Below are 26,153 nucleotides of genomic sequence, written 5' to 3'. Positions count from 1 at the left end.
AGTTTTGGATGGTTTCAGGATAATAATCGCTGAGAAAGCTGATGCGGGAAGGAGGATAGCGTATTTTCTTTCCGGTGGGCAGGTCAAATCACATAGGGCAAAGGGTACGTCGTATCTTGAGTTTGAATACAATGGTTCCAAGACCTATCTAATTCCACTGTCAGGACACATAGTCGAAGCTGACTTCGAAAGCGGGTACAGCGACTGGAATAAGATAGACCTATCGGACCTAATAGATGCAAGGATAGTAAAGAATATAAAGAACAAGGTTGCGTACCAGACGCTGCAAGCCTTTCGCGGGAAGGTTGAGGAGATAGTCATCGCAACAGACTACGACAGGGAAGGCGAACTCATAGGCGTCGAGGCGCTGGATATAATAAAGGAGGGCAAAGAGGAGATCAGGCGCGCTAAATTCAGCGCACTCACAAAGAATGAGATACTGGATTCTTTCAAAAATCTGATAGGCGTAAACTACAGCCTTGCCGATGCTGCAGATGCCAGGGAATCCATAGACCTGATATGGGGATCGGTGCTCACCAGGTTCTTCTCGGTCACCACGGGACGCCTTGGCAAATCATTTCTCTCTGCTGGAAGAGTGCAGACCCCAACCCTGGCAATAGTCGTAGACAGAGAAAGGGAAATACAAAGTTTCCGGCCGGAGCGTTACTGGACGATATCCATCACGTTCGACAAGGATGGGCAGTTCAAGGCACGGTATCCTGAGAATATAAAAGATCAGGATACCGCAGAAAAGATATATGAAGCCATAAAGGGAAAGAATGGAAGGGTTTCCTCATATACATCGAAGGAAGATCACATAAGAAGACCAGCCCCATTCAGCACGACGGAATTCCTCAGGGAAGCTTCCAGAATAGGAATCATGCCCACCAAGGCCATGAGCATAGCTGAAAATCTTTACATGAGGGGGCTGATAAGTTATCCGAGAACAGATAACACCGTTTACCCAAGATCCATAAACCTGAAATCAGTTCTGAAAAAACTTGAAAATACTGCTTACTCCAAATACGTTAAGGAGATCGAAACCTTCGATAGAATATTACCCTCCAGGGGGAGGATTGAGACAACCGATCATCCGCCAATATATCCTGTTGATTCGCCAAAAGAACAGCTCAAAGGTGATTACGGCCGCGTTTATGATCTGATACTCAGGCATTTTCTGTCCACACTTTACAGAGACGGTAAGAAAACCGTTGCCGAAGCTGAAATTTATGTCAATGGCTACACCTTTAAGGCCGCAGGACAGCACACAACCGACCGTGGCTGGACGGAGATATACGGATATGACCCAAAGGACGTCTATCTCCCAGAACTCACAGAAGGAGAGGATCTAAAGGCCATAGACTGGAACATCCAGAGAGAAGAGACGAAGCCACCGCCAAGGTACGATATGTCATCCCTGCTTAAGAAGATGGAGGAACTCAACCTTGGAACAAAGAGCACGAGGCACGACATAATAGGAAAGTTGATAGAGAGGGGCTTCATCGAAGGAAACCCAGTGAAGCCTACCCCCCTTGGCATGGCATTTATAGATGCTGTGAGATCCGTGAACTCGCACATAGCAGATCCTGAGATGACGGCCAAACTTGAAGAGGACATGGACAGGATCGAGAAGAATGAAATGAGCAAGAATGATGTCGTGGAAGAATCCAAGAAAATGCTCCATGAGGTCCTGAGCCACTTCCTGACCAAGACAGCGGATGTGAAAGACATAATAACAAAGGGCATAAATGCAGGCCAGGAGATAGGCGATTGCCCGTTCCATGAGGGAAAGAAGATAATGGTCATCAGGGATCGCTTTACATACACTGTAAGATGCGAAGATCCATCTTGCAAGATAAACTTCAGGATAAAAAGGAATGGATCTATAACACTGTCTGACCAGAAATGCCCTGTGTGTGGCCTTCCAATGATAAAGATAATAAGGAAAGGACAGTCTCCGGAGATCAAATGCATAGATCCAGACTGCAGCTATAACCGAGAAAACGAAGATTATGGAGAATGCCCTGCGGATCACGGGAGGCTGGTCCTCAGGCAGTCAAAATACGGAAAGCGCTTCCTTGGATGCAGCAATTACCCCAAGTGCACGGTCACATATCCTCTACCTCAAATGGGGAGGATAACAAAAACAGGCGAAGTGTGCCCATACTGCGGTGCTCCCATACTGGCTTTATCAAGAAATGGAAGGAAGTGGAAGTTCTGCCCCAACATGCAGTGCGAGTACAACAAGAAAAGGAAGCCGGAGGCTGCGGTGGAGAAGAGTGTAAGGAAAAAGGGGAGAAATGCGAGCAAAAGCTGAAATAGTCTCGATGACGATATTCGTTCTTTCTTCGCTTCTGGCCATACTGTTGGCCGTGGCAATTTACAATTCGGAGCCATCTTCATATGCCCACAGATCGCCCACATATGGGATAGGCTATGTATTCGTATACATAATCGCCGCATTTCTCTTCTCCTTCGTCATCATATACCTCGGGAGGAAAAAGAAGCTCAGGATTTTCAAAGTGATCTATTCTATAGTTGTTGCCTATGTGATCTTCTACGTATTCCTCATATTGCTATCCATATTCCTGTACAATGTTTATGCAATATTCACGGTATCGATTGTAGTAGCAATAGTATTCTTTTACATGATACTCTTCAGGAATGAGTGGTACGTCACAGACCTTGCAGGATTCTTCCTCTCCGTTGGAATATCCTCCATCTGGGGTATAACGTTCGGTGTATGGGCTGCAGTCGCGTTCCTTATAGCATTTGAAATCTATGACTACATAGCAGTATACAAGACGAGGCACATGATAAGCCTCGCAAGGTATGCGGTAGATTCGGATCTTCCCATGCTCTTCGTCCTTCCTGAGAACAGCGGATTCACAATGCGCGGTCTGAGCTTCGATAACCGTGGAGATGGAAACGTTCTGATGATAGGCTTTGGAGACATTGCACTGCCAAGCATAATGGTGGTTTCATCCGCAATATATGGAATATCACACATTCTGTTCTTCACGGTACTCCCGCTTGCAGGCGGGCTGATTGGCATGGCCGTGCTTTATTTCTGGAACCGAGATAGGCCTGCACCTGGCCTTCCATACATAAACACTGGTACGATAGCCGGATTTCTGATAGCATTCCTCGCATTCCGCGTATTCTGAGATGTAATGCGAATATTTACAGGGAAACTTTTGTGGAGAAAGGATGGCGATGGTCTTTATTTTTCTCTTTTGATATTCCACGATCCTTGACAGCTTCGTTCAGAATCATGCATTGAGCAGAGTATCGATGCATCATCTTTCGGTGTAAGCATTTGCAATATATGCATCGTAGATATGTGCAATAATGGATATTCCAGCCTAGCTCGGAATTTTCATATATTTCGAAAAACTTGCAAGTACAGCATTTCGGTCTTCTCCTGCCCGAACTTGCAGAAAGCATAAAGAGATTTCAAAGGATCATCGTAATGAGGTGCCCCATTGACAGAAGAGAAATATAGGGAGATAGTTGTGAAGGACGAGGATGGTGTTAGGGTGATAGAGATAAGGAGAGAAAACCCACTAAACCCGTTGACAATCGATTTGCTTCAAGAGATCGATCATGCAGTGAGGGGATCTGGAAAGGTAATAGTCCTCAGGGGAAGCGATCGAGCTTTCTCTGCAGGTGCAGACATAAACAATTTCCTGACAATGGATGACCGTGCAGCCTTTCGTTTCTCAGATCTTGGCCAGAATGTCATGAACAGTATTGCAACCTATGAAAAACCCGTGATAGCCGCTATCCATGGGTATGCACTGGGTGGTGGCTTCGAGCTTGCATTAGCTTGTGATTTCAGGATATCAGATGTCAACACAAAGTACGGATTCCCAGAGGTGGGGCTTGGCATAATGCCTGGATTCGGCGGTACGCAGAGAATAATGGAACTTGCCGGCCCGTCTTACGGAAAGTACCTCGCCATGACTGGGAAGATCATAGATGAGAAGGAGGCCCTTGCCCATGGCATAGTTAACATGGTTTCTGAGAATTACATCGATGAGGCGATGAAGCTTGCAAGGGAACTCGCCGAGAAGCCTGCGGTATCAATCAGATACATAAAAGAAGTCATGACCAGCATCGGTAGAGAAGGCTATGAACTCGAAAAGGAAAAGTTTGCGCTGACATTCAGAACAAAGGATGCAAAGGAGGGACTAACGGCCTTCAAGGAGAAGAGAAAACCGAAATTCACCGGAGAGTGAATTTCGGATCGTCACATTTTTTAGTGCAGAAAGACCCTTTTTCCAGTGAAATACATAGGAATGCCGAGTTCGTTGCAGCGCTTTATTACCTCATCATCCCTTATTGATCCCCCTGGCTGGATTATGGCCTTTATGCCAGCTGATGCCGCTACATCGATGCTGTCAGGAAACGGGAAGAAGGCATCTGACGCCATTACAGATCCTCTGGATCTATCTCCTGCACGCTGTGCTGCTATTCTTGCGGCCTCAACCCTTGAGGTCTGCCCTGCACCTATACCTGTGGTTACTAGATCCTTTGCAAAGACTATGGAATTGCTCCTCGATCTTGCCACGACTTTCCAGGCAAATAGGAGATCCTGGACGGTCTTTTCATCCGCACCTTTTTCGGTAACAAGCCTGAGGGAAGATGCATCGATGGATGCACGCATTGGCGTCTGCGCAAGGAAGCCACCAGATACGGATCTTATGCGCAGGCGATCGTCCCTCTGCCACCTGACCTTCAGCACCCTGAGGTTCTTCTTCTTCCGGAGCAGATCCAGAGCCTTTTCATCATAATCCGGAGCGAGCAAAACCTCTATGAAGTAGGGTTTCATGGCAGCGGCAAGATCCTCGGTTACCTTCCTGTTTACAGCTATGACAGAACCGTAGGCACTCTCCGGGTCTGCATCCCATGCTTTTCTGAAAGCGGCCACGATATCGTTATCCTGGGCCACGCCTGATGGTGTGTTGTGCTTCATGACTATGACGGCCGGATCATCGAACTCGAGCGCCGTCTCAAAAGCGGAGTCCGCATCGAGGATGTTGTTGTACGACAGTTCCTTGCCATTGAGCTTTTCTGATGCAGCCACGCCCACAGAAGGATCGCTCGTGAAGAGGTATCCCGCCTGATCTGGATTTTCACCGTACCTCAGCTTTTCCCCGTTGTAGCCTATGGCCACGTACGAATCACTGGCCAGTCCGGATATCCTTGACAGGCCTTCGTTTATTCTGGCATCGTACTCGGCCATCCTTATGAAGGCCTTCATGGCCATCCTCTTTCTGTAGTCTTCCGGTATATTTCCTGAGTTTATGACATCAGCAGCGGTGGCATAGTCCTCCGGGGAGGTCAGGACCAGTATGTTGCGGTAGTTCTTCGCAGCAGCCCTTGTCAGGGAGACGCCCCCAATGTCAATGTTCTCGATCATCTCGTCCTCGGTCTTCATGTCAACGCTGAACGGATACAGATTGGATATTACGACATCGAATTTCACCTGGTTGCCTTCATTTCTATCCCTGTACAGAAGGCCTGCGTAAAGCACCGGATGCAGCGTTTTTACCCTCCCTCCGAGCAGATCATCGAAGCCGGTTATCTCGGAGGTCTCATGCAGATTCAGGCCAAGATCCTTGAGCGATCTGTAGGTGCCGGATGTGGCGTAAACTACATCGATATGTCCCCTGACCTTTTTCAGAAATTCAGCGAGGCCAGTCTTGTCATAAACACTTATGAGGAAGTTCATGGGTGTTATTAAACGGAAAGCATAAATATTGTTCTAATTACCCCCAGTAATATTATTTTCCGATGCCGTAATATTTGGAATTTGCTTACAAAACATTTAATAAACCATAAATATGGACTACCCAGAGGTAAATTATGGAGAGAAACATCTCAGTCGAAGAGCTGCACCAGATACCGACTCCAAAGAAGGAAGTGGAAATAGTAGAGAGAAAGGGTATCGGACATCCAGACAGTGTCGCAGATGGAATTGCAGAGGCAGTCAGCAGATCCCTGTCAAAATACTACATCGAGCATTACGGCAGGATTCTCCACCACAATACAGACCAGGTCGAGGTTGTCGGAGGGCAGTCTGCGCCGAAATACGGAGGCGGTCTTGTCCTTGAGCCAACATACATACTTCTCAGTGGAAGGGCAACGACGAAGGTTGGAAACGACCGCGTACCGTTCAAGTCAATAACCATAAAGGCTGCAAGGGACTATCTCAGGGAACACTTCAGGCATCTTGATGTTGATGCAGACGTGATGATCGATTCAAGGATAGGCCAGGGATCGGTTGATCTCGTTGAAGTTTACGATACAAAGAAACTCGAAGCAAATGACACGTCATTCGGAGTTGGCTTCGCGCCGCTCTCAGAGACAGAAACAATGGTTCTGAACACCGAGAAGTACCTGAACGGAGAGCTCAAGAAGAAGATGCCCATGGTTGGATACGACATAAAGGTCATGGGTTTCAGGCAGAAGGACACCATCAACCTGACCGTCGCAGCCGCAATGGTGGATAAGTACATACACGATGCCGACGAGTACTTCAACATTAAGGATGAGCTGAAGCAGCTAGTTCTTGACAACGCTGTGGAGTACACGGATAAGGAGGTAAAGGTCTACATCAACACCGCTGACATAAAGGAGGATGGAAAGGCTGTGGGCTATCTGACCGTCACTGGCATGTCCATGGAGAACGGCGACGACGGTTCAGTTGGCAGGGGCAACAGGGTTAACGGCCTGATAACTCCATACAGGGCCATGAGCATGGAGGCCGCTGCAGGAAAGAACCCCGTAACGCATGTGGGTAAGCTGTACAATGTGCTTTCAAACAAAATAGCGAATGACATCGTCAAGGAGGAAGGAAACGACATAGCGGAGGTTCTTGTTAGAATAGTATCGCAGATCGGAAGGCCCATCGACGATCCGCATGTGGCGAGCGTGCAGGTTATATATGAGGGAAACGTCGACCACTCCAAGCACAAGAACAACATCAGAAACCTTGTTGACGACCGCCTTGCCCACATATCCGACCTGACAATGGAGTTTGTAGAGGGCAAGATCCCGGTATTCTGATGCCTGATTCCACCTTAATGGTGGAACATTTTTTAATGATCATGGTCTTTGATATAAATGCCGACCTTATCCAGCTGAATTGCGCCTCAATCCCACGATGAAATTAACCGCCACCGCATATCCGATGATCTTCTGGAAGATAGAATCTCCTTTGAATCTGTGAACATATTCGCTGTTCTCATAATGCAATGCGCGCGTCATAGGACTATGACGCCATTTTGCTAAACTATGCGCCACATAGTGTAGGCGTTTGAAGAATCGCTGTAATATCCTGGAAGGAGTGCAGTTATGACGAAACCGTATTTCTTGTAAAACCTTATTGCCTCGTCGTTGTCTGTCCGTACCTCCAGGCGCACACTCAGCATGTTCTCCTCCCTGCAAAGCTGCAGGAAGCGATCCATGAGCGCAGATCCGACCCCCATCTTTCTGAATCTTTCGTCCACGGCGAAGAGGAGTATTCTTGCTTCCGTCCTTGAATATTTGGATCCGACTATGAAGCCGACTACGGTATCCGTTATGGTGTACACCATAAATGACTCCGGCCATTCCCTGTGCAGATCCATGATCAGGGACTGCGTGTAGAACTCTGTCAGAGATTCCTGAGCTATCCTGTATACCTGATCTATGTCCTTAGGCGAGAACTCCCTGATGGAGCCGGCCACAGCATTTATAGCCATATAAACCATTTTTACAAATCAAAACAGGCATAAAACGTTTTCCACGCAGGGTTCAGGCCCCATATTTTTCGCGTGCCTGCGCAGATATGAAAAAATTGTATATATCCGATGCCGGATCCGACGTCTTCTTCATATCAGGTATGAATTTCCTGAACTGGCCGGCCCTCTTGTCCAGGATCACGCAGGCGCCTGTATCTTCCGCACTCCTTATGAGCCTCCCTATCTCCTGCCTTATCTTTATGGCCGTTGGATACACGACGCTGTATTCCCAGCCCTTGCCGTATTTCCTCTCATAGTAGTCAAACAGCGATCTGTTGATGGCGTCCGGCCTCGGGAAAGGCAGGCCCGCGAGTATTATCATCTCCAGTTCGTTTCCCGGAAAATTTATGCCTTCAGAAAGCCTTCCGCCAGATACTGCGAAAATTGTACCATGATCCCTCCTGAATTTCTTAAGCATGGAGTACAGTTCCTTCTGGTCTATGCCCCTGTACTCCTTCATGTGTTCGAATGATACCCTGTTCTCAACCCTGTCCATGAGCGAATATGATGGAAAGTACACTATGGTGTTCTTCTTCACCTTCAGTATTATATCCTCTATCACCGTCGCCATTCTGTCCAGTTCCTTTTCATCCAGCGTGTCGTATTTTGATGACACCCCATCGTAATACGCAATGTATCTGTTCTCAGGAGGAAATATTTCGCCTATCTTCTTGAAAGGAATCTCGAAACCGGTGATGTCGGAATAGAAATCGAAAGGATCAAGCGTTCCGGACATGTGTATCGTCTTGGATTCCTTCAGCACCTCCAGTATTCCAGACGGATCAAGGCAGGCCGCCTGCATATATCCGCCGTCTTCCGGCGAAAGTATGGCCGCGTACTTCTCCTCATCCTGGTCAGAGAATGCGATGATCCTGCTGGCAACGGACGAGCAATAACTGAAAGGTACCTTGCCCACCTTTTCCTTCTCGTTTTCCACGTATTCGCCGAAGAGATAGAGATAGTTCAGCAGCGATCTTATTTCTCTCTCGCTCCTCTTGTTCATTATCCTCATATATTCCATGAATTCCTGGAACCTTATCCTGACGTCGCCCTTCCCGCATCTCTCGCTGACCATGCTCTGCAAAGCACTTCTGATCATCTCTATCAGATCGGAAACATGGATCTTCTGCGACAGCTCTGGATCACCGTATGCCTGAGCCTCCCTGTCTGCTCTGTTCAGCGATTCCACAGATATCCTGAAGGATCCTATGGATCTGCCTATATCCGGCAGGTTGTGCGCTTCATCCAGTATTATCACTATCTGGTTTCTTGAGACGCCCCAGTGGCTGAGAAACTTCTCTGCCACGGACCTGTTGAGAAAATATGCATAAGGTGCTATAACAATGTCTGCATCTGGCAGTGCTGCCTTCATGCTTTCATAAGGGCACACGTTGTTCCTTTCCCCATAATCGTAAAATTCCTCCGCAGTCGGCAGCTCGTCGAAAAGAAACCTCTTCGTTTCATCGGATCTTATCTTGAAGTTGAAGTACGGGCATGCAGCCTCATTTCCGGCCATGACCTCACGCTTCTTCATGTTGCAGAATTTTGCAAGAGATTCTGCATTTATCTCGTGCAGATCGTCAACCATCCTGTAGAGTATGCACATATTGACCCTGCCCTGCATTGGTATTGCGCGGATCTTCATCGTGGATGAAAGAGATCTCAATTCCTTTATAACCTGTTCCTCCTGCGAATTGGTGCGGACAAGGTACAGAACCTTGAGCTTCCTTTCACTTGAATACTGCAGGGCAGATTTCAATGCCATGATGGTCTTGCCGGAACCGGTTGGAGATTCAAGTGCCACGCCGTAGCTTTTCTGCAAAGAACTCCTGAGAAAATCGATGGCCTCCACCTGGTACTGCCTGTTCTCGTACATCCTCTGTGAAAGATGCTGACCCGGTTAATGAATATTAGCAATCCTCATAGTTCCACTTAGAAGCGGATGGAAACCTTTTTTTCTGTCCAACAGATCGCCTGAGGATACAGATGGGTGGTCTGGAAGAGGATCTTCTTAGAGTTGGAGCAATAAAGTTCGGTGATTTTGTTCTCACATCCGGCAAGAGATCCACATACTATGTGGACATCAAGGAAGCTGCAACAGATCCTTCTGTTTTGAGAAAAATAGCCTCGGAATTCTCAGGAATGATAAGATCCAGCAAGATAGCCGGCATGGAGCTGGGCGCTGTGCCACTCATTGTGGCAACCGCACTGCAGATGTCCATACCGTACATAATAGTGAGAAAGGAGAGATCCCATGGAACTATGAGCCTTCTTGTGGGGAAGTTCGAAAAAGGAGAGGAGATCGATGTGATAGAGGATGTGGTAACGACTGGCAACTCTGTTCTGAAGGCGGTAAATACGCTCAGAGAGAATGGGGCGGTGGTGAAACGCGCTTACTGCGTTGTTGACAGGGAGGAGGGCGGATCGGATCTCCTCAAGGAGAATGGCATAGATCTTCACCCGATAATAAGGATTTCACAGGTTAAAGGCTTCAGAAAATAGAAGTTTTTATGGCTTCTTTCACCGATCAGGACAGGACGTCATCTATCCTGTCCATCTCGATTGGCGTGGTGTCCTTGCCAACAAGAACGCCCTTTGAATTTGCCACTATGGATGCTCCAACATAGATGCTTCCAAAGTTGGCTGTTCCGGACTTTACCGAAACCTTGAAGAAGTCTCTCAGAAATTCGAGCTCATCGTCATCGGTTTCCGGATTTACCAGCATTCCCTTTGATGTCAGTATACCAGCTGAGCCTACGGTCAGTATGTTTCCTATGGTGGTTCTTATGGTCTCCACGCCGAGCGTGTCCTCTATCTCCTTGCGCGATCTGTTGCTGAAGTTCTTGTGTATTATGGCGCCGTGATCGTTTGCTATTATGTCATTGCCTATGGCATTGATCTTGTCCTTCAGCTGAAGAACGTTTCTTCCGTCCAGATCGCCAAGGCCGGTTATCTCCGAACCGTAGGGAACTATGAGGCCATTAGAGTTCATGACCATCATTGTTCCTATGAGGCTGGAATTGTCTATGCTTATCCTCCTGACATCAACCTGCAGTACTTCCTGAAAATCGGCAACCGTCTTTTCATCGGCCATCATGGTGATGAAGGCAACGTCATCCCAGGCCTTCGCGTAAATGCCGATAAAGTTACTTCTGAGAACTGACGTTTTCCTTATCACAATACATCACCGGTTGATGAGCAGATTGAAAAAAGTTGAGCCGGAATCACGGCATTATGATTTCCGTTGTCCCTTCTTCTAATTTTATTACCTTCACGGACATTTTCGATGGAATATGTTCCCTTCCACGCTCCCATATCTTTTCACTTACTTTTGGATCGATCCATATCTTGCCCTTATCTATTTTCATCTTCTTTGAAACAAAATTCCTCAGGATCGATACGGCAGTGTCAGCTCTCCTCTTTCTTGAGGATGCCTTTGCATCTCTGAGCGGTACATTTATTATGACTTCCTGAGCCACTGTTTCATCTGCCATCAGCTTCACCTCATATCTTCAGACTTCCGCGTCTCCAGTTTCTCCTGAGTGGGTTCTGCGTCACCTTCCTGGCTGTCCTCATCATAACCCAGCCAGGCACCCTTCTGTTCTGCTTTATCTTCTTCATCAAGCGTATCTTTCTACCAAGCTCCTTGTTCCGGCTCATTTGCTTCTCCTCTCTATCTTTGGTTCTCTTTTATTCTCGGTAAGCTTACTTAATATATCAATTATATCCCTTTCTGAAAGCATGCGGTTTATCCTTCCCATGCTGGCAAGCTGAATCAGCTGGTTTTCGACGTTATCGGCAAGATCTGGCCTGACAAGCCTGACATTGTTGAGGCGCTCTCTTGCGGACGGATCCAGTATCTGCCTCAGTATCTGCTGACGCCTGGCCCTCTCTGCCTCTCTCTGCTTCTCCTGCTCCTCACGCATCTGCTCCTGCATGGCCTGCCTTTGCATGCTTTCAAGCTGCTGCCTTCTTATTCTTTCAAGTTCCTCGTCATCATCCATATGCATCACTTTCGGATGAGATGCCATGTATCATCAGCGGGATTATGGACACACCCTGCTGGGGTACATCCATCAAGCAATCAGATCCAGTATATTACCGATTTCAACTTAATTTATAAGGATTTTTATTCCCACGCAAGACCGATCGAACCTGCATATCCTGATGCAGATACGTTATCAGATGAATTTCTGGAACGCAGGGTCCTTTTCTGCAAGCTGCTTTATTATATCCTTGCTAGCGTTGTCAAGCAGAGACATTCCCTGAGGTGAAAGAGATCTTCCCTTCGGTGTCTTCTGCACGTATCCTGCCTTTTCCAGCTCGTGGAACAGATACCTTATAATAGACCTGCTTCCCTGGGCAGCATGGTATCTTTTTGATCCCCTGTCAACCTTTCCGCCGTATTCGCTGCTCATCCTGGATATACCGAGGTAACCGTTTATGTAGAGCTTTCTGAGCATTGCCGCAGCGCGTACATAAATCCAGTCCCTGTTCACCGGAGATTTCTCACGGCTTATGCCGGTCTTAACGTATTTTGACCAGTCAGGCTCAGCTATCTTCTTCTCGCTCTTGAGCTTCTCGGAGACGTAATTGATCAACAGATCACTTGGAACGTATTTGACACTAACCATATTATCACAGGATGTGGGGCATATTTAAACTTGATTAATAATGTTTTCGTCGGAATTTCTTGTGGCGTATGGTCAGAACAAAACACTTCTTTAATCATAGAGATAACACTGGGAACGGGGATGACTGCAGAATCTAGTATCCATACTGATGAATTTGTACAAACAGTTTATCTTCCAGTATAGCAAATAATTCGGTATTTCAGGGAGCGAAGATGCCTCTCAGTCCTAATCCCAACGCGGCATTCGATACTATCGCATGGATAAATGAAATATTGGCGAATCCTGTAAAATCAAACGATTGTTATCTGAGCATTAAAACTCATCCAAATGGTATTCTTAATGCATTAAGTAAAAAAAGTTTATATTCAGAAGTTATATTTTTATTTATGAACTTATCTTCACCCGGGCATATTAGTGTCTCTCGCATAATAGGCATAATTGTCGGTTGGCTTATGCTGATTTTTCTCTATTCGGCCTATGCGGACAACACAAACAGAAATTACAGCATTGCCATGTGGTTCATTTATTTCATCTTTCTCACATGGTCTATAATTTCACTTATTCTTATTTACAGGACACTAACAGGTGGAAATGCGCTCTCAGGTCCTTCTAATTTTCAAGCAGAGAAATATATGCCTGATTATGCAGGATACACCATGAACAGGAAATTTGGCCTTGTACTTCTTGGCATCGCTGTAGTTACTATCATCACAGGGACTTTCCTTTCGCTCGCTATTGAGGGGTACAGCCTATCGTTAAGTGCGTACTACTATTCAAGCCAAATTCAATACGCCTCAGTGGCGATGTTTATAGTCCTCTCACATGCAGGTATAATAATATATTCGCTTAACAAGAAGAAATTCAATAACATGGTTGGATTCGGAAATACTGAAAGCCCAAGTGCTAAATAGCAAGAAAATCAGCAGAGACGTTCGATCAACGTGATCTAAACTAGGCTTTTTACGTGGGGGAAACATTATTTACCCATTGTTAATTATTTTCCAGCCAAGGCATTATCTTCTGATTTAGAAATTGATTTCTGTCCGTACACGCATATACCATAGAATTCAGAAGGAGTTATTTTAGCAAACGCGTTTACAAGTATACGAAGCAGAATGATAAATGAAACTCTATTTTGGAATCCAGTGTATTTCCTAAATATCTCAATCTCACCGCTGCTTCCATCCTCAAACATTCCCTATAAAAATGATTCATGTTTGAAAAACATACGATATTAACGATTCCCATCCTTCCCCATTTATATGCGGCACTATCGAAATGTTATTTACTATGATCTCAAGAGGCACTTCTGTATTACAGATACCATTATTAGATGTCGGCATATCTATGTATCTTCGATCATTAAGCGCACGCGGTACCGCCTTCGTAACTGATTCAGTTAAAGATGAAATGCAACCATAAACCAAGTGCTTTTGATCAAATATAAAATATAGAAGAGATAGAATACCTTTTGAAGACTGCTGATTCACTTCTTGGATCCACTGCTCAGTGCCCTTTTGTAGTTTCTCTCGCCGGAGATATCCTCAAGACTCCTGCCGGACGTCTCCGGGAGGAAGAACATGGTCAGAAGTGCGCCGGCAATGGATATGAATGCGAGAATGATGAACAACACACTTTCACCGAAGATCGCGTATATCACAACGTTAAGTGCAGTCCCTATGAACGCTCCCAGTTTGCCACCTGCAGATGACAGACCTGAGCCCATGCCCCTCAGAGACGTCGGGAACATTTCTGGCCCGTATATGAAAGTGGTAACGTTTGGCCCGAATTCCGTGAAGAAGTAGCTAAGGCCGTATATGATCATGAACCAGATTATGTAAGAAGGCGCAGATATGAATCTGAATACGCCCAGTATGATGTAGGATAACGCCATCATGAAGAACCCGAGTATCTGAAGGGGCTTTCTTCCTATTCTGTCCACAGTAAACGTCGCAATCCAGTATCCAGGAAGGGCGGATACGGCAAATATTATGAGGGCATAGAAAGTGGTCATCTTTACCTTCGCCACCCCTCCGAGAGACGCAGGAACTATGGCAGATAGCATCTGGTGGCTCATTATCGAGTTGCCATAAAATGCCCAGTCAAGGGCAAACCATGCGCCGGCCGTGCCTATGAGCGTCATAAGGAAGTACCTGTCCGTGAACATCTTCTTCCAGCTTATGTGCTCACCAATCAGCTCATCCGGATTTGCCTGCACTGTGGATTTTCCGGATATCTCCTGGATCGCTTTTTTTGCTGAAGAGATGTCTCCTGACACATTTATTGAATACCTCGGCGTCTCACCTATCGTCCTCCTTCCATAGAGAACGATCGCGGCAGGTATTGCACCCAGAAACAGCAACAGCCTCCATACAAGGTCTATGCTGGGTATGTATCTAAGCATCACAAGCGCTATCACCGGCCCGAAGACGAGGCCGAAGCCCTGCATGGAGAAGACCATGCCGATGAGCTGGCCCCTGTTCTTTGCATTTGAAAACTCAGCCATTATGGTGGAGCTGCCTGCGTAATCTCCGCCTATGCCGAGACCAAGTATGAACCTCCAAATGAGCAGATACAGGACACCGTTGACAGGAACAAGAAATGCACTGCCAACAGCACCTATTATGAGAAGCATGAGTTCGAAACCGTAAACTCTGCTCCTTCCGAGCAGATCCAGCAACCTGCCAAAGGTAAATGCCCCTATGACCGATGCAAGAAGGGCGACTGAAGATATCAGCGAAATATCCGCTGTTGTTAGGGAGTTCCAGCCAGCAAGCGGTAGCAGTGATACTACTGTGCCTATTATGAAAAGATCATATGCATCCGTGAAAAAGCCCATTCCAGATATGACCCATGCCCTCAGATGGAACTTTCCAACCTTTGCATTATCAAGCTGCTGGAGCAGTCCTTGTGCCATTTATCCTTCCTCAGATCAGTTAGGATATTCGGAGTGCATAGTTAAGGTTCATCTCAATATAATATATAGATATATATTCTCATATTTTGACTATTTATCTGCAGCCGCCGATGACGTCATCGCTATACGATCCTTTACGCACTATGAATACGAGGCGCACTCTTCAGTTTCAAAGAAACAGTTCAGGTTCGTTCATCACATCCGAGTACCTGAATATTGGGCCGGCCTCGCACACATACCATTGCCCAAGGTTGCAGTGCCCGCAAACGCCTATGCCGCATTCCATCCTCCGTTCAAGGGACAGGTATATGTTCTCAGGCCTGAATCCCTGCTTTATGAGTTCCTGAACCGAGAACTTCATCATTATGGGTGGTCCAATGACAAATGCACGGCCACCATTGAATTTCTTCACACCCGGTATCAGAGTGGTGACAACACCCACATGTCCATTCCATGAGGCGTCACCGCTGTCTACAGTTATTTGAAGATCCAGCTTCTTCTTCCATGCCTCGATCTCATTTTTGTAAACTATGTCCCCTGGGGATCTCGCACCATAGAGAACGGTCAGATCGTCGAGGTTTCCTTCGGATTCCATATCCTCTATCAGCGCCTTTATTGGAGGTATGCCTATGCCTCCAGCTATGGCCACTATGTGGTCCGCGCCTTTCCACGGCCATTCATTTCCGTAAGGCCCTCTAAGTCCTATTTCGATGTCTCTGTGATCCATTATGTATCTTGTGACCGATCCCACGGCCTTTATGGAGAATGTCAGCGGATTGCCGTAGCCTGATGCTACGGATATCGGCGATTCGCCAACACCGTCAACGGAAACCATGTAGAACTGGCCGGCATGCGAGTCTGTTTTCTTCTGAAAAACCATTGTGTAGGTGTCTTCAGTCTCCATCCTGAACTTTATGGGCTTCATTTTTTCAGGACGATACTCATTCTTTATCGTAATCGTGCGTTATCACCTCCTTTATATCAATATCAACGGGGCAATCGTCCACGCATCTGTTGCACCCGGTGCACAGGTATTCGCCCTTTGAGAGCCTGTAGTATTTGAACTTGTGGTAGAACCTCTGCCTGAGCCTGTCTGAAAGATCTGGCCTCACATTTCCGGCTGCCGTCCTTGTGAATCCTTCGAGTATGCATGAATCCCACTCCTTCTTTCGCCCAGTCTCATCATCATAAACGTCTATGCAGTAGCATGTTGGGCAGGAATAATTGCAGGCGCCGCATGATATGCAGTAATTTGCAAACTCATTCCACAGTTTCGAAGACCACTTCATCCTCTTCTCTATATTGTTGAGTTCTAGCCTTCCATAGTGCTGCAGAAAAGCCTCAGAGTGCTTTGAGAATACGTTCTGGTCTTCTGATACTTTGAATCCTTCCAGAAACTTCGCATATTTCTCATCAGCCTGCACAAAATACCTCCCATCCATATGAATAACCTGAATGTCGAATTTATCAAGAACCGGGCCGCCAAATGAGGTGCAGAATCCCCCCGGGCACATCTCGTTGCACACAAAGTTCACAAAGATGGTGTTTTCCCTTCTGACGGTGTAGAATGGATCTTTATTGAGTATCTGCAGATCCATAAGCTGGAAGCCGCGAAGATCACAGCTCTTAACGCCAAAAACCGCCTTCTTTTCGGCGCGTGGTACTTCTAGAACATTTTCCGACCTCTTTATGAGAAAATCCTTCGGTGAATAGCTGCTCTTCTTTTCCGATACCTGGCTGAAAGATGATATTTTTGAGAAAACCACTTCTCCAAGATCTTCCTTTGCCCCGAAGGTTTCGTACTCTTCTGATATCCTCCGGAAGAGCTCTTCCATATCTTCGCCGGTGAGTTCGTATATCATGCTTTCACCTTCACGGCCACCACCTTGAATTCAGGTATCTTTGAGTACGGATCAAGGTTTTCGCCCACAAGCAGGTTCACCCTGGCTTCCTTGAAATGGAATGGCACGAACACTATGCCATCCGGAATCTTCGATGTCACCATGGCCGGGAGTTTTATGGATCCGTGCCTTGATTCGATGGTTATCGTCTGGCCATTTCTTATCGAGAGTTTCTTTGCGTCGTTGACACTTATTTCAACATACGGATTGGGGGATTCCCTCTCCAGTATTTCGCTGCGGCGCGTCATGGTGCCTGAATGCCAGTGGTAATAGTTCCTGCCCGTGGTCAGTATGAAGGGGTACTCTTCATCCGGCGATTCGGATGGCGATTTGTACGGTATGGCCATGAACCTACCGAGCCCCCTGGCGAATTTATCGACATGGAGTATCTCTGCCCCTTCAGGATGCTGATCGTTGATGGGCCACTGTTTCCCATCCGGATACAGATCGCTGTATCTGACCCCAGAATAGTTCGGGATTGCCAGGCGTATCTCATTGAATATATCCTCAGGCGATCTGTACGCTTCCCTGTCGAAGATCTTTGAATAGATCTGGCTGAGTATCCACCAGTCCGGCCTGGCATCCCCGGGCGGATCTTTGACAGGAACGACGCGCTGTATCCGGCGTTCGGTGTTGGTGAATGTGCCCTCCTTCTCCAGAGCTGATGTGGCTGGAAGTATAACGTGTGCGTATCTGGCCGTGTCCGTCATGAAAATATCCTGTACAACGAACAGCTCAAGATTCTTCAGGCCCCTTTCCACATCTGAAAGGTTTGCCTCCGTTATCACCGGATTCTCACCCATCAGGTATATTGCCTTGACGCGCCCATCTATGGCTGCATCGAACATCTCTGAGAGCATGAGGCCAACCTTCCTCGGGAGCTTCGCCTCCCAGATCCGCTCGAATTTCTCCACGCCTGGTGAATCTGGCGGGACATAACCTGGATAGAATTCGGAGAGCGCACCCATATCGCTGGAACCCTGGACGTTGTTCTGGCCCCTGAGAGGAAATATGCCCGAACCGTATCTGCCAAGGTTGCCGGTCATCAGCGCAAGGTTGGAAACGCTCATAACGTTCTCCGTTCCATGGATGTGCTGCGTTATGCCCATGCCGTAGAGTATGGCTGAAGGCCTGTTTGAAGCGTAGATCTCCGCTGCCTTTTCAACCAGATCCGGCGGCACACCGGTGATCTGTTCTGTCAGTTCAGGCGGGTATTTTTCTATTTCCTCTGCAAATGCTTCAAATCCCTCTGTCCTACTCTTTATGAACTCTGAATCTATCAGGCCCCTTTTCAGGATAACGAACATCATGGAGTTCAGGAGAGCGACATCAGAACCAGGTTTGAACTGGAGAAAGACGTCAGCTATGGATGCTAGCTTTGTTCTCCTTGGATCAGCAACTATGAGCTTTTTGCCCGCCTTTTTCTGCTTTATTATCGTTGTGCCTATTATTGGGTGCTGTTCCGTTGTGTTCGATCCTATGACAAAAAAGGTCTGGGTTGACTTCAGGCTTTTAATGGATCCGGTTGCAGCCGCAGTTCCCAGTGTCCTTATCAGGCCGGCAACCGTGGAGCTGTGGCAGCTTCTGGCACAGTGATCCACATTGTTCGTTCCGATCATTCGTGCTATCTTCTGAAGGAGGTAGTTTTCCTCGTTCGTGCACTTGGCTGACGCCTGGAATGCTATTGCGTCCGGACCGTACCTGTCCCTTATCTCCTTCAGCCTTTTCACAACGTAATCTATCGCCTCATCCCAGCTCACCTTCACCCATGTGTCACCGCTTCTCAGCATGGGCGAGGTTATCCTGTCATGCGAGCTCGCATAGGAAAGCCCCTGGTATCCCTTTATGCAGAGCTTTCCCTCGTTCACTGCAGATCTTGTATAACCATGCACCGTGTAATGATCGCCGGAATAATCTACTTCAATCTGGCAGCCTGTCCCGCAGTAGGGGCAGACAGTTAGCGTCATGATCTTACTATTCTGTCTTGATTTAAATATATTTCTCCTGAAACAGACAGAAGATGCTGCGTAATACGTATTGATTATCAACTGATAACCTATCTTCATCCATATAAATATATATTTAATTCGTACCGGATCGCGAGTTGCCCTCAGAATTTCTGTACGCTGAAAAAGAACACAGCAATTAATAAACAACAGGCGCATTGTGATGGTGCGGGATAGCCTCAAATACGGTTCTCGTAAGAATTGAAAAATTTAATTAACGAGTCTGTGTTTATCTACAATGCAGTACATAGTTGTGACTGGTGGAGTTATCTCCGGTCTTGGCAAAGGTACAATAACTTCAAGCATTGGTCACATTCTCAAGGATTCAGGCATAAAGGTATCTGCAGTAAAAATCGACCCTTATATAAATTATGATGCGGGTACTATGAATCCGTACCAACATGGAGAGGTCTTTGTTCTGGACGATGGTGGCGAGGTTGACCTTGATCTTGGCAACTATGAGCGCTTCATGAACATAAATCTGTCAAGAGACAACAATATAACAACCGGAAAGGTGTATCTTGAGGTGATACAGAAGGAGAGGCATGGAGATTACCTTGGAAAGACTGTGCAGATAATACCGCACATAACCGATGAGATAAAGCGCAGGATCAGGGAAGTGGCAAGGACCAGCGGGGCGGATGTTGTTCTCATAGAGGTTGGCGGTACCGTCGGTGACATAGAATCGATGCCGTTTCTAGAGGCGCTGAGGCAGCTCAAGCGCGAGGAACAGAACGTTGTCTTCGCGCACGTTACGCTTGTTCCGGAGATAGGGCCGACCATGGAGCAGAAAACAAAGCCAACCCAGCACAGCGTCAAGGCTCTGAGGGAAATAGGAATACAGCCCGATATAATATTTGCAAGATCCAAGCAGAAACTAACGGAAGAGACAAAATCCAGAATATCCCTGTTCACCGATGTGCCCGTGGAAGGCATAATAAGTGTAAGCGACGTTGAAAATGTGTACCTACTTCCGCAGATGATGGTTAATGAGGGCCTTATAACAAGGCTGTCGAAGCTTCTGAACATGAACATAGAGTACAGAGACTCCTGGACTAGCTACGCCGAAAACATAAGGCACCCCAGGGATCGCGTGAAGGTTGCCATAGTTGGCAAGTACGTTGATCTCCATGATGCATATATAAGCCACAAGGAGGCGTTCTCTCACGTTACAGGAAACACAGGTATTGCCGTAGACATAATGTGGATCGATTCAGAGAAGGTCAAGAATGACCAGAGCGTGCTCAGCGAAGCCGATGCGATACTCATACCTGGCGGATTCGGCTACAGGGGCGTTGAAGGGAAGATAGCTGCCACGAGATATGCCATGGAGAACGGCGTTCCATTTCTGGGGATATGCCTTGGCTTCCAGGTCGCAGTCATAGCCGTCGCCAGATACGTGCTCGGGCTTGACGGGGCCAACAGCACAGAGTTCGACGAAAAGACGAAGTATCCGGTAGTTGACATACTGCCAGAGCAGAGGGGAGTCAAGGACATGGGTGGAACGATGCGCCTTGGATCGAAGAAGGTTGTAATAAAGAAGGGTACGCTTGCACACAGGATATATGGTGCAGATGTGATATACGAAAGGCACAGGCACAGGTATGAGGTAAACCCGGATTACATAGATATGATCGAGAAGGCAGGATTCAAGTTCTCGGCAACGGATGAGGAAGGCATCAGGATGGAGATACTAGAAAGGCCCGGCGATGAAAGCTTCATAGCAACGCAGTATCACAGCGAGTTCAAGTCAAGGCCTCTGGATCCATCGAAGGTTCACCTGCATCTGGTCGAGCAGGCATTAATTTTTAAGCACAGAAGGATGGGGGAAAATCATGAAGGATACGCTACAGCAGCTAGTAGCCAAGGTCAATAGGAAATTTGAGGATGACCCAAAATACAGGGAGAAGCTGAAGTCCCTTACAAGAAGCATAAATCTTGAGTTCGATGGCAAGGACAGCTATCACTTCTACCTCAAGGACGCCCACCTGAGCGATGTTGAGGAGGGGAAAATAGATGCAGACATAAATGTGATGGTTTCCTCAGAGGTATTCAGCAAGATACTCTCAAAGGAGATCGATCCGCTCACAGCGTACCTGACAAAGCAGATAAAGATAAAGGCCTCCCTAATGGACAAGCTCCTGATATCTGATCTGCTCAAGTGATTCGCTTCAGCAGGCGCTTTCAGTGTCCGATTCAGCGACTGGCAGTTCAGATATAAACCATTTTTTTGGAATGATTTGGAGATCCGATAGGGTATTGTTGGAGCAAGCGCTTTATCATACATGCCTGGGTGCATCAGAATAGCGGTATCCGGCCGCATAGAATACAGGTGCCCATTCTGCGGCCTCACCTTCCGATCAGAGGATGAGTGCAGGGATCATGTGATCGCGGAACACACAAAAAGTATGGCCTGATCAAAACAGCTATTATTTTCCAATACCTATCTGCAACGTCAGGTGATCGCTGCAATGCCGATGATATCTTCATCCGGTGCCATAAGGGATCTATCAGCGATGATCAGGAAGCTCAAGCCCGGATACGAAATAGAAATGAAGACCTTCAAGAAGGATCGCGGAATAGAGATAATGAAGGCGGAGGACGGTTCACTGAATATCAAGGAGTTTGGCTTCAGGAGCGCCGAATATCATACATCCACGGATGACTTCGAAAGATTATTCAAGGAGATCTATCAGAGGGAGTTTCCAAGAAGCCATGAGATAAGATACTCAGTCAGGAGGACAAGATGATTGGTGGCCGGGATGATTATCCGGAGAGTGGCTTCTCCCTTCCATTCGAGCCTGGACCGCGGAGAATGCAGATAAAGCGTGGCATAAGGATACTGGGCATAGACGATTCTCCATTTTCAAGGGGAGACCGCGAAAGCAATCTCGTAGGCGTGCTGATGCGCATGGATGGATACGTAGAGATGATGGAAAAAGAAAAGATCCAGGTAGACGGAGATGACGTGAACAGAGCAATAGAAAACCTGTTTCTCTATACAGGTCGCGTGGCACGCATCATAATGATGAGCGGCATATCATTTGCCGGCTTCAACATATGCGATATAGATGCACTGTATCAGCGGATCCGCGTACCGGTTATCTCTGTATTTGAACAGGGGGGAAGCGTAGAGAGGATGATCGCCGCAATAGAAAAGCACCTTGATGATCCGGAAAAGGTCAGGATACTGAGGTCTCTGAAGCCGGTTGAGATCAGAAACAATGGTTATATAATAATGGCGAATCTGTCCGGAATCGATGCTCAGAGCGCCCAGGAAATAATAACAAGAAATACCATCCGGGGAAAATTTCCAGAAGCAATCAGGCTGGCGGATCTCGTTGGAAAGATCCTTGGCCGTTAGACCTTTCTGATCATGGATTTTCTCTTGTCGTAATGCCTCTTCACCTCATGCCCGCATATGTCGCACACCTTCACCGGCCCTGGAAAAACCTTCTTGCAGCCAGTGCAGCGGTATATCCAGGCTATCTGCTTGTCTATGCGCTTTATATTTGCGTTCAGGAAGCCAAGGTTAAGGTACGATGCAACGTTTTGGATGGAATAGTCATCTGTTACGATGGTGGCGTCATACTGCAGCGCCAGCGCCAGAACATCCTTGTCCGTCTGGCTCAGGTTCATGAGATCCCCCGTCTTCGCCGCTGTCTCCTCCACGATCTTCAGGTATTCATGATCCGGGCTGGCCACCCTTATCATCGGCAGCAGCACGTCTATCATGTATCGTAGCTTTCCCTTCTTTATCTCGCCTATCACCGATGACGGAAACATCAGATCGCCCTCCAGAAGGTTCAGATTCCTGGAGATTATGGCGGAGGTGTCTATGACGTATATCATTCCTAAAGCTATCAATACTTGATATAAAACATTTGACAATGCCATTATTGTCTGGGCATCGCCTTTATGAAATTGAGAACCGACCCAAGGCAAAGTAAATTAATTAAGCGTCTCTCAATTACAAATCAGAATGGATATAGACGTAAATCAGATGGAAGAAAAGTGGATCAGGTACTGGGACGAGAAGGATGTTTACAGGTTCGAACCAGCAGATCGCGATAAGGTCTTTGCCATAGATACCCCACCACCGACGGTATCCGGCAAAATGCACATGGGTCACTCGTTTTCATATCCTCATATAGATTTCATAGCTAGATACAAACGAATGCGCGGATACCATGTATTCTTTCCATGGGGCTTCGATGACAACGGCCTTCCAACGGAAAGATACGTGGAGAAGGAAACCGGAATAAAGCCAAGCGACAGCAATGTGGAGGAATTCATAAGGCTGTGCAAGGAGATTAGCGAATCCAGCGAGAAAAGCCTCCTTGAGGGCTGGAAGCGCATAGGCATGAGCTGTTACTTCAAGGACTACTATGTAACCAGCTCTCCGGAATCCATAAGGATCTCGCAATCGATGTTCCTGGATCTGGTAAGGAAGGGCAGGGTTTACAGGGATCTCGCACCATCCATAAGGTGCCCAACCTGCAAGACCTCCATCTCGCAGATTGAGATGAAGGATCAGGAGATGCACACGAAGCTTGTATACATAAACTTCAGCGTTGGCGATAGGCCCCTTACCATTGCAACGACCAGGCCTGAGATGCTCGGATCATGCGTTGCTGTTTTCGTCAATCCTGACGACGCCAGATACAGGGATCTGATCGGAAAGGAGGCTACCGTACCGATCTTCGGAAATCACGTAAGGATAATGGCCGATGCTTCCGTTGACATGAACTTCGGAACTGGAGCGGAGATGGTCTGCACATTCGGCGACCAGAATGACCTTGATCTCTGGAAGAAATACAACCTGCCACTGAAGATCAGCATAGACAAGGACGGAAGGATGACTGAGGAAGCTGGGCCGCTCAAAGGCCTGAGCATATCGGATGCGAGGAAGAAGATAGTAGAGATTCTCAGGGAAGGGGGCCATGTGGTCAAGGAGGAGAGCATAAAGCACTCCGTGAACACCCATGAGAGGTGCGGAACACCCATAGAGATATTCATCGAGAAGCAGTGGTTCATAAAGTACCTTGACTTGAAGGACGCCTTCATTGAAAACGGCAGAAAGATAGAGTGGACGCCGGAATACATGCGCGTCAGATATGAGAACTGGGTAAACGGCCTGAAATGGGACTGGCTGATCTCCAGGCAGCGCTATTACGGTGTTCCATTTCCAGTATGGTACTGCGCTGATTGCGGCAATACGGTATATGCGGATGAGAGCGAACTGCCAGTTGACCCAAGGATACAGAAGCCTTCCAAGAAATGCGACAGATGCGGTTCAACTAACCTTGTGCCTGAAAGGGACGTTATGGATACATGGGCCACATCATCCCTCACGCCGAGGATTGCCCTGACCCACTTCGGCCTCTTCGATAAATACTATCCAGAGGATCTCAGGGGGCAGGGCCATGACATCATATCATTCTGGGCCTTCACAACCATAGCCAGGTCGAAGATCCACGACGACAGGATACCATGGTTCAGGATAATGATCAGCGGAAACGTCTACGATATGTACGGAGAGAAGATGAGCAAGAGCAAGGGGAACATCGTGGACATATACAGCATGATCGATAAATACGGGGCTGATGCCCTCAGGTTCTGGGCCTCTACGGTGTCGCAGGGGGATGACATAAGGATCAAGGATCAGGACTTCACCAGGGGCCGCAGAACAGTGATAAAGATGTACAACGCAAAGAAACTCATCGACATACTGAAAGGCGATCGTAAGATCCGCCTGTTTGAAGATGTGAAGCATCCAGTGAACAGATGGATACTTACGGAGGATTCCAGGATAATGGAAACGATCACCACGCATATGGATAACTATGAGGTCTCAAAGGCAAGGACCGCGCTGGACACCTTCTTCTGGAACGTGTTCTGCGACAATTACCTGGAGATGATAAAGCCCATAATACAGAAGGCTTCTGCAGCCGGTGACTATGACACGGTGGATGAAACTGTTTATACGGCTTCAAAGGTCATGCTGGATGTGGCAAAGGCGTATGCGCCAATAATGCCATTCATAGCCGAGGAGATCTACCAGACCATTGATTTTCCAGGAAGAAAGATCAGCATCCATGTGGATTCCTGGCCGGATGAGAAGCGCAGATACAGCGATGCCAATGAGGAGGTCTCATACATTGTCAGCGTGATCGATGCGATAAGATCTGCAAAATCAGCAGCAAAGGTGTCCGTTGGAACCAGGGTGAAGGTAGCATCGGTAAAAGGAAGAAAAGATCTGATAGAGAAATACAGAGATCTGCTCTCCGGGATGCTCAGGATAGACAGCATGGAGATAGCTGACGGAGACGCTGTTGACGCTACAGTGTTTCCGTGAGGTTCCATGAAGGTCTTTTCTTTCTTCGGATCCTCATCATCCGGAAAGACAACGGTGATCGAAGAGATCATACGCCGCCTCCATGAAAAGTACAGGATAGCGTACATAAAGAACATACCGCACGACAATCTCGATCTTGACACCCAGGGAAAGGACACATGGAGGGCTGAGAAGGCAGGATCCTACGACACAATAGGCCTTTCCCCAACTATGACCTACAGGCTGACAAGGAAAAGGACGGAGATCGGGGAGGTGATCGCTTCACTTGATGCGGATATAGTTCTGATAGAAGGTTTCAAAAGCTTTCCCACTTCTATAAAATTTCTGGTCATAGGCGATGAATCATTTCTCAGGTTTCCGCATGATTTTGTGATAAGGGCCAACAATTCCACGTATGCAGGGGAAGCAATAATCTTTCCAGAGGAAGCTTCGCGCATAGTGGGCATAATAGAAAGCAGCAATTCAACGTAAAGTAGCGTGTATCAATTGCTGATTTTCAATATTAGTTTTCTCATGGAAACAAAAACATTGTATAATAGCTCCGTTA

The 26,153-nt window shown here is 47.2% G+C and carries 27 protein-coding genes; 13 read left to right on the top strand and 14 right to left on the bottom strand.

Annotated elements, in window-relative coordinates:
• Window positions 1–4: 4 nt before the first annotated feature.
• The 3 genes from TA_RS00325 (at window position 5) to TA_RS00315 (ending at window position 4,241) form a co-directional block, all read left to right on the top strand.
• A complete protein-coding gene (locus tag TA_RS00325) occupies window positions 5–2,317 on the top strand; it encodes a DNA topoisomerase I (protein ID WP_010900491.1) in 2,313 nt (770 codons plus the stop codon).
• On the top strand, window positions 2,301–3,167 hold the full coding sequence (locus tag TA_RS00320; RefSeq protein WP_241761846.1) for a presenilin family intramembrane aspartyl protease PSH: 867 nt from the start codon (window positions 2,301–2,303) through the stop codon (window positions 3,165–3,167). The genes TA_RS00325 and TA_RS00320 overlap by 17 nt, the downstream gene beginning before the upstream one ends.
• Before the next feature lie 318 nt (window positions 3,168–3,485).
• Window positions 3,486–4,241: an enoyl-CoA hydratase/isomerase family protein gene (locus TA_RS00315; protein WP_010900489.1), complete on the top strand. Its 756-nt coding sequence runs from the start codon at window positions 3,486–3,488 to the stop codon at window positions 4,239–4,241.
• Window positions 4,242–4,261: 20 nt separating this feature from the next.
• Here the strand turns inward: TA_RS00315 and purH are convergent, their stop codons facing one another.
• Window positions 4,262–5,737: a bifunctional phosphoribosylaminoimidazolecarboxamide formyltransferase/IMP cyclohydrolase gene (gene purH / locus TA_RS00310; RefSeq protein WP_010900488.1), complete on the bottom strand. Its 1,476-nt coding sequence runs from the start codon at window positions 5,735–5,737 to the stop codon at window positions 4,262–4,264.
• 134 nt (window positions 5,738–5,871) lie between these two features.
• Here purH and TA_RS00305 point away from each other — a divergent pair, with 134 nt between their 5' ends.
• Entirely contained in the window at window positions 5,872–7,074 is a 1,203-nt protein-coding gene (locus TA_RS00305) for a methionine adenosyltransferase (protein WP_010900487.1), read from the top strand.
• A gap of 221 nt (window positions 7,075–7,295) precedes the next feature.
• Here the strand turns inward: TA_RS00305 and rimI are convergent, their stop codons facing one another.
• Window positions 7,296–7,751 (bottom strand): ribosomal protein S18-alanine N-acetyltransferase, encoded by a 456-nt coding sequence (gene rimI, locus TA_RS00300; RefSeq protein ID WP_048162200.1) that lies wholly within the window; start codon window positions 7,749–7,751, stop codon window positions 7,296–7,298.
• 52 nt (window positions 7,752–7,803) lie between these two features.
• Window positions 7,804–9,666, bottom strand: coding sequence for an ATP-dependent DNA helicase (locus TA_RS00295; protein ID WP_010900485.1), 1,863 nt, complete (start codon window positions 9,664–9,666; stop codon window positions 7,804–7,806).
• A 110-nt stretch (window positions 9,667–9,776) separates the two neighbouring features.
• Here TA_RS00295 and pyrE point away from each other — a divergent pair, with 110 nt between their 5' ends.
• Window positions 9,777–10,292, top strand: coding sequence for an orotate phosphoribosyltransferase (pyrE, locus tag TA_RS00290; RefSeq protein WP_010900484.1), 516 nt, complete (start codon window positions 9,777–9,779; stop codon window positions 10,290–10,292).
• A 25-nt stretch (window positions 10,293–10,317) separates the two neighbouring features.
• Here pyrE and TA_RS00285 read toward each other — a convergent pair whose 3' ends face one another.
• The 5 genes from TA_RS00285 to TA_RS00265 form a co-directional block, all read right to left on the bottom strand.
• Window positions 10,318–10,968 carry a translation initiation factor IF-6 gene (locus TA_RS00285; protein ID WP_010900483.1) on the bottom strand — a complete coding sequence of 217 codons (651 nt, stop codon included), beginning with the start codon at window positions 10,966–10,968 and terminating at the stop codon, window positions 10,318–10,320.
• 46 nt (window positions 10,969–11,014) lie between these two features.
• Window positions 11,015–11,284, bottom strand: a complete 270-nt coding sequence (locus TA_RS00280; RefSeq protein ID WP_048162197.1) for a 50S ribosomal protein L31e — start codon at window positions 11,282–11,284, stop codon at window positions 11,015–11,017.
• 10 nt (window positions 11,285–11,294) lie between these two features.
• Window positions 11,295–11,450 carry a 50S ribosomal protein L39e gene (locus TA_RS00275; protein ID WP_010900481.1) on the bottom strand — a complete coding sequence of 52 codons (156 nt, stop codon included), beginning with the start codon at window positions 11,448–11,450 and terminating at the stop codon, window positions 11,295–11,297.
• A complete protein-coding gene (locus TA_RS00270; RefSeq protein ID WP_048161406.1) occupies window positions 11,447–11,794 on the bottom strand; it encodes a DNA-binding protein in 348 nt (115 codons plus the stop codon). Before TA_RS00270 ends, TA_RS00275 begins: the two co-directional genes overlap by 4 nt.
• Before the next feature lie 177 nt (window positions 11,795–11,971).
• The gene (locus TA_RS00265) at window positions 11,972–12,424 is read right to left on the bottom strand and encodes a 30S ribosomal protein S19e (protein ID WP_010900478.1); all 453 of its coding nucleotides are present in this window, start codon (window positions 12,422–12,424) and stop codon (window positions 11,972–11,974) included.
• Window positions 12,425–12,810: 386 nt separating this feature from the next.
• Here TA_RS00265 and TA_RS00260 point away from each other — a divergent pair, with 386 nt between their 5' ends.
• Window positions 12,811–13,335, top strand: a complete 525-nt coding sequence (locus TA_RS00260) for a hypothetical protein (RefSeq protein ID WP_156778450.1) — start codon at window positions 12,811–12,813, stop codon at window positions 13,333–13,335.
• Window positions 13,336–13,418: 83 nt separating this feature from the next.
• Here TA_RS00260 and TA_RS00255 read toward each other — a convergent pair whose 3' ends face one another.
• The 5 genes from TA_RS00255 to fdhF form a co-directional block, all read right to left on the bottom strand.
• Window positions 13,419–13,619 (bottom strand): hypothetical protein, encoded by a 201-nt coding sequence (locus TA_RS00255; protein WP_048161402.1) that lies wholly within the window; start codon window positions 13,617–13,619, stop codon window positions 13,419–13,421.
• 291 nt (window positions 13,620–13,910) lie between these two features.
• Entirely contained in the window at window positions 13,911–15,341 is a 1,431-nt protein-coding gene (locus TA_RS00250) for an MFS transporter (RefSeq protein WP_010900476.1), read from the bottom strand.
• A gap of 169 nt (window positions 15,342–15,510) precedes the next feature.
• Window positions 15,511–16,266 (bottom strand): FAD/NAD(P)-binding protein, encoded by a 756-nt coding sequence (locus TA_RS00245; protein ID WP_241761845.1) that lies wholly within the window; start codon window positions 16,264–16,266, stop codon window positions 15,511–15,513.
• Between the two features lie 16 nt (window positions 16,267–16,282).
• Window positions 16,283–17,203: a 4Fe-4S dicluster domain-containing protein gene (locus TA_RS00240; RefSeq protein ID WP_010900474.1), complete on the bottom strand. Its 921-nt coding sequence runs from the start codon at window positions 17,201–17,203 to the stop codon at window positions 16,283–16,285.
• Window positions 17,200–19,209 carry a formate dehydrogenase subunit alpha gene (fdhF, locus tag TA_RS00235; protein ID WP_010900473.1) on the bottom strand — a complete coding sequence of 670 codons (2,010 nt, stop codon included), beginning with the start codon at window positions 19,207–19,209 and terminating at the stop codon, window positions 17,200–17,202. Before fdhF ends, TA_RS00240 begins: the two co-directional genes overlap by 4 nt.
• Before the next feature lie 277 nt (window positions 19,210–19,486).
• On the opposite strand from fdhF, the gene pyrG reads away from it, so the two are divergent.
• The 5 genes from pyrG (at window position 19,487) to TA_RS00215 (ending at window position 22,612) form a co-directional block, all read left to right on the top strand.
• Window positions 19,487–21,124, top strand: a complete 1,638-nt coding sequence (gene pyrG, locus TA_RS00230) for a glutamine hydrolyzing CTP synthase (RefSeq protein ID WP_010900472.1) — start codon at window positions 19,487–19,489, stop codon at window positions 21,122–21,124.
• Window positions 21,084–21,413: an SCP2 sterol-binding domain-containing protein gene (locus TA_RS00225; RefSeq protein WP_048161399.1), complete on the top strand. Its 330-nt coding sequence runs from the start codon at window positions 21,084–21,086 to the stop codon at window positions 21,411–21,413. Before pyrG ends, TA_RS00225 begins: the two co-directional genes overlap by 41 nt.
• Before the next feature lie 120 nt (window positions 21,414–21,533).
• Window positions 21,534–21,665 carry a hypothetical protein gene (locus TA_RS08340; RefSeq protein ID WP_277770723.1) on the top strand — a complete coding sequence of 44 codons (132 nt, stop codon included), beginning with the start codon at window positions 21,534–21,536 and terminating at the stop codon, window positions 21,663–21,665.
• 60 nt (window positions 21,666–21,725) lie between these two features.
• Window positions 21,726–21,998 (top strand): hypothetical protein, encoded by a 273-nt coding sequence (locus tag TA_RS00220; RefSeq protein ID WP_010900471.1) that lies wholly within the window; start codon window positions 21,726–21,728, stop codon window positions 21,996–21,998.
• A complete protein-coding gene (locus tag TA_RS00215; protein ID WP_010900470.1) occupies window positions 21,995–22,612 on the top strand; it encodes an endonuclease dU in 618 nt (205 codons plus the stop codon). The genes TA_RS00220 and TA_RS00215 overlap by 4 nt, the downstream gene beginning before the upstream one ends.
• Here the strand turns inward: TA_RS00215 and TA_RS00210 are convergent.
• Window positions 22,609–23,100 carry a type II toxin-antitoxin system VapC family toxin gene (locus TA_RS00210; protein WP_241761844.1) on the bottom strand — a complete coding sequence of 164 codons (492 nt, stop codon included), beginning with the start codon at window positions 23,098–23,100 and terminating at the stop codon, window positions 22,609–22,611. The genes TA_RS00215 and TA_RS00210 overlap by 4 nt on opposite strands.
• A 130-nt stretch (window positions 23,101–23,230) precedes the next feature.
• Here TA_RS00210 and TA_RS00205 point away from each other — a divergent pair, with 130 nt between their 5' ends.
• Window positions 23,231–25,606, top strand: coding sequence for a valine--tRNA ligase (locus TA_RS00205; RefSeq protein ID WP_010900468.1), 2,376 nt, complete (start codon window positions 23,231–23,233; stop codon window positions 25,604–25,606).
• 6 nt (window positions 25,607–25,612) lie between these two features.
• Window positions 25,613–26,077, top strand: coding sequence for a molybdopterin-guanine dinucleotide biosynthesis protein B (gene mobB / locus TA_RS00200; RefSeq protein WP_010900467.1), 465 nt, complete (start codon window positions 25,613–25,615; stop codon window positions 26,075–26,077).
• Window positions 26,078–26,153 lie beyond the last annotated feature (76 nt).

The sequence above is a fragment of the Thermoplasma acidophilum DSM 1728 genome, from assembly GCF_000195915.1.
Lineage (GTDB): Archaea > Thermoplasmatota > Thermoplasmata > Thermoplasmatales > Thermoplasmataceae > Thermoplasma > Thermoplasma acidophilum.
The sequence above is the reverse complement of the archived record's forward strand: the minus strand, read 5'-3'. Positions and strand labels throughout refer to the sequence as shown.

What these genes read in the sequence shown, in the direction of transcription:
- TA_RS00205 (WP_010900468.1), top strand. Translation starts at nt 23,231, where the DNA reads ATGGATATAGACGTAAATCAGATGGAAGAAAAGTGGATCAGGTACTGG.
- TA_RS00320 (WP_241761846.1), top strand. Translation starts at nt 2,301, where the DNA reads ATGCGAGCAAAAGCTGAAATAGTCTCGATGACGATATTCGTTCTTTCT.
- TA_RS00210 (WP_241761844.1), bottom strand. Translation starts at nt 23,100, where the DNA reads ATGATATACGTCATAGACACCTCCGCCATAATCTCCAGGAATCTGAAC.
- TA_RS00220 (WP_010900471.1), top strand. Translation starts at nt 21,726, where the DNA reads ATGATATCTTCATCCGGTGCCATAAGGGATCTATCAGCGATGATCAGG.
- fdhF (WP_010900473.1), bottom strand. Translation starts at nt 19,209, where the DNA reads ATGACGCTAACTGTCTGCCCCTACTGCGGGACAGGCTGCCAGATTGAA.
- TA_RS00255 (WP_048161402.1), bottom strand. Translation starts at nt 13,619, where the DNA reads ATGTTTGAGGATGGAAGCAGCGGTGAGATTGAGATATTTAGGAAATAC.
- TA_RS00270 (WP_048161406.1), bottom strand. Translation starts at nt 11,794, where the DNA reads ATGGATGATGACGAGGAACTTGAAAGAATAAGAAGGCAGCAGCTTGAA.
- rimI (WP_048162200.1), bottom strand. Translation starts at nt 7,751, where the DNA reads ATGGCTATAAATGCTGTGGCCGGCTCCATCAGGGAGTTCTCGCCTAAG.
- mobB (WP_010900467.1), top strand. Translation starts at nt 25,613, where the DNA reads ATGAAGGTCTTTTCTTTCTTCGGATCCTCATCATCCGGAAAGACAACG.
- pyrG (WP_010900472.1), top strand. Translation starts at nt 19,487, where the DNA reads ATGCAGTACATAGTTGTGACTGGTGGAGTTATCTCCGGTCTTGGCAAA.
- TA_RS08340 (WP_277770723.1), top strand. Translation starts at nt 21,534, where the DNA reads ATGCCTGGGTGCATCAGAATAGCGGTATCCGGCCGCATAGAATACAGG.
- pyrE (WP_010900484.1), top strand. Translation starts at nt 9,777, where the DNA reads ATGGGTGGTCTGGAAGAGGATCTTCTTAGAGTTGGAGCAATAAAGTTC.
- TA_RS00265 (WP_010900478.1), bottom strand. Translation starts at nt 12,424, where the DNA reads ATGGTTAGTGTCAAATACGTTCCAAGTGATCTGTTGATCAATTACGTC.
- TA_RS00280 (WP_048162197.1), bottom strand. Translation starts at nt 11,284, where the DNA reads ATGGCAGATGAAACAGTGGCTCAGGAAGTCATAATAAATGTACCGCTC.
- TA_RS00260 (WP_156778450.1), top strand. Translation starts at nt 12,811, where the DNA reads ATGAACTTATCTTCACCCGGGCATATTAGTGTCTCTCGCATAATAGGC.
- TA_RS00245 (WP_241761845.1), bottom strand. Translation starts at nt 16,266, where the DNA reads ATGAAGCCCATAAAGTTCAGGATGGAGACTGAAGACACCTACACAATG.
- TA_RS00250 (WP_010900476.1), bottom strand. Translation starts at nt 15,341, where the DNA reads ATGGCACAAGGACTGCTCCAGCAGCTTGATAATGCAAAGGTTGGAAAG.
- TA_RS00240 (WP_010900474.1), bottom strand. Translation starts at nt 17,203, where the DNA reads ATGATATACGAACTCACCGGCGAAGATATGGAAGAGCTCTTCCGGAGG.
- TA_RS00225 (WP_048161399.1), top strand. Translation starts at nt 21,084, where the DNA reads ATGAAGGATACGCTACAGCAGCTAGTAGCCAAGGTCAATAGGAAATTT.
- TA_RS00305 (WP_010900487.1), top strand. Translation starts at nt 5,872, where the DNA reads ATGGAGAGAAACATCTCAGTCGAAGAGCTGCACCAGATACCGACTCCA.
- TA_RS00215 (WP_010900470.1), top strand. Translation starts at nt 21,995, where the DNA reads ATGATTGGTGGCCGGGATGATTATCCGGAGAGTGGCTTCTCCCTTCCA.
- purH (WP_010900488.1), bottom strand. Translation starts at nt 5,737, where the DNA reads ATGAACTTCCTCATAAGTGTTTATGACAAGACTGGCCTCGCTGAATTT.
- TA_RS00275 (WP_010900481.1), bottom strand. Translation starts at nt 11,450, where the DNA reads ATGAGCCGGAACAAGGAGCTTGGTAGAAAGATACGCTTGATGAAGAAG.
- TA_RS00295 (WP_010900485.1), bottom strand. Translation starts at nt 9,666, where the DNA reads ATGTACGAGAACAGGCAGTACCAGGTGGAGGCCATCGATTTTCTCAGG.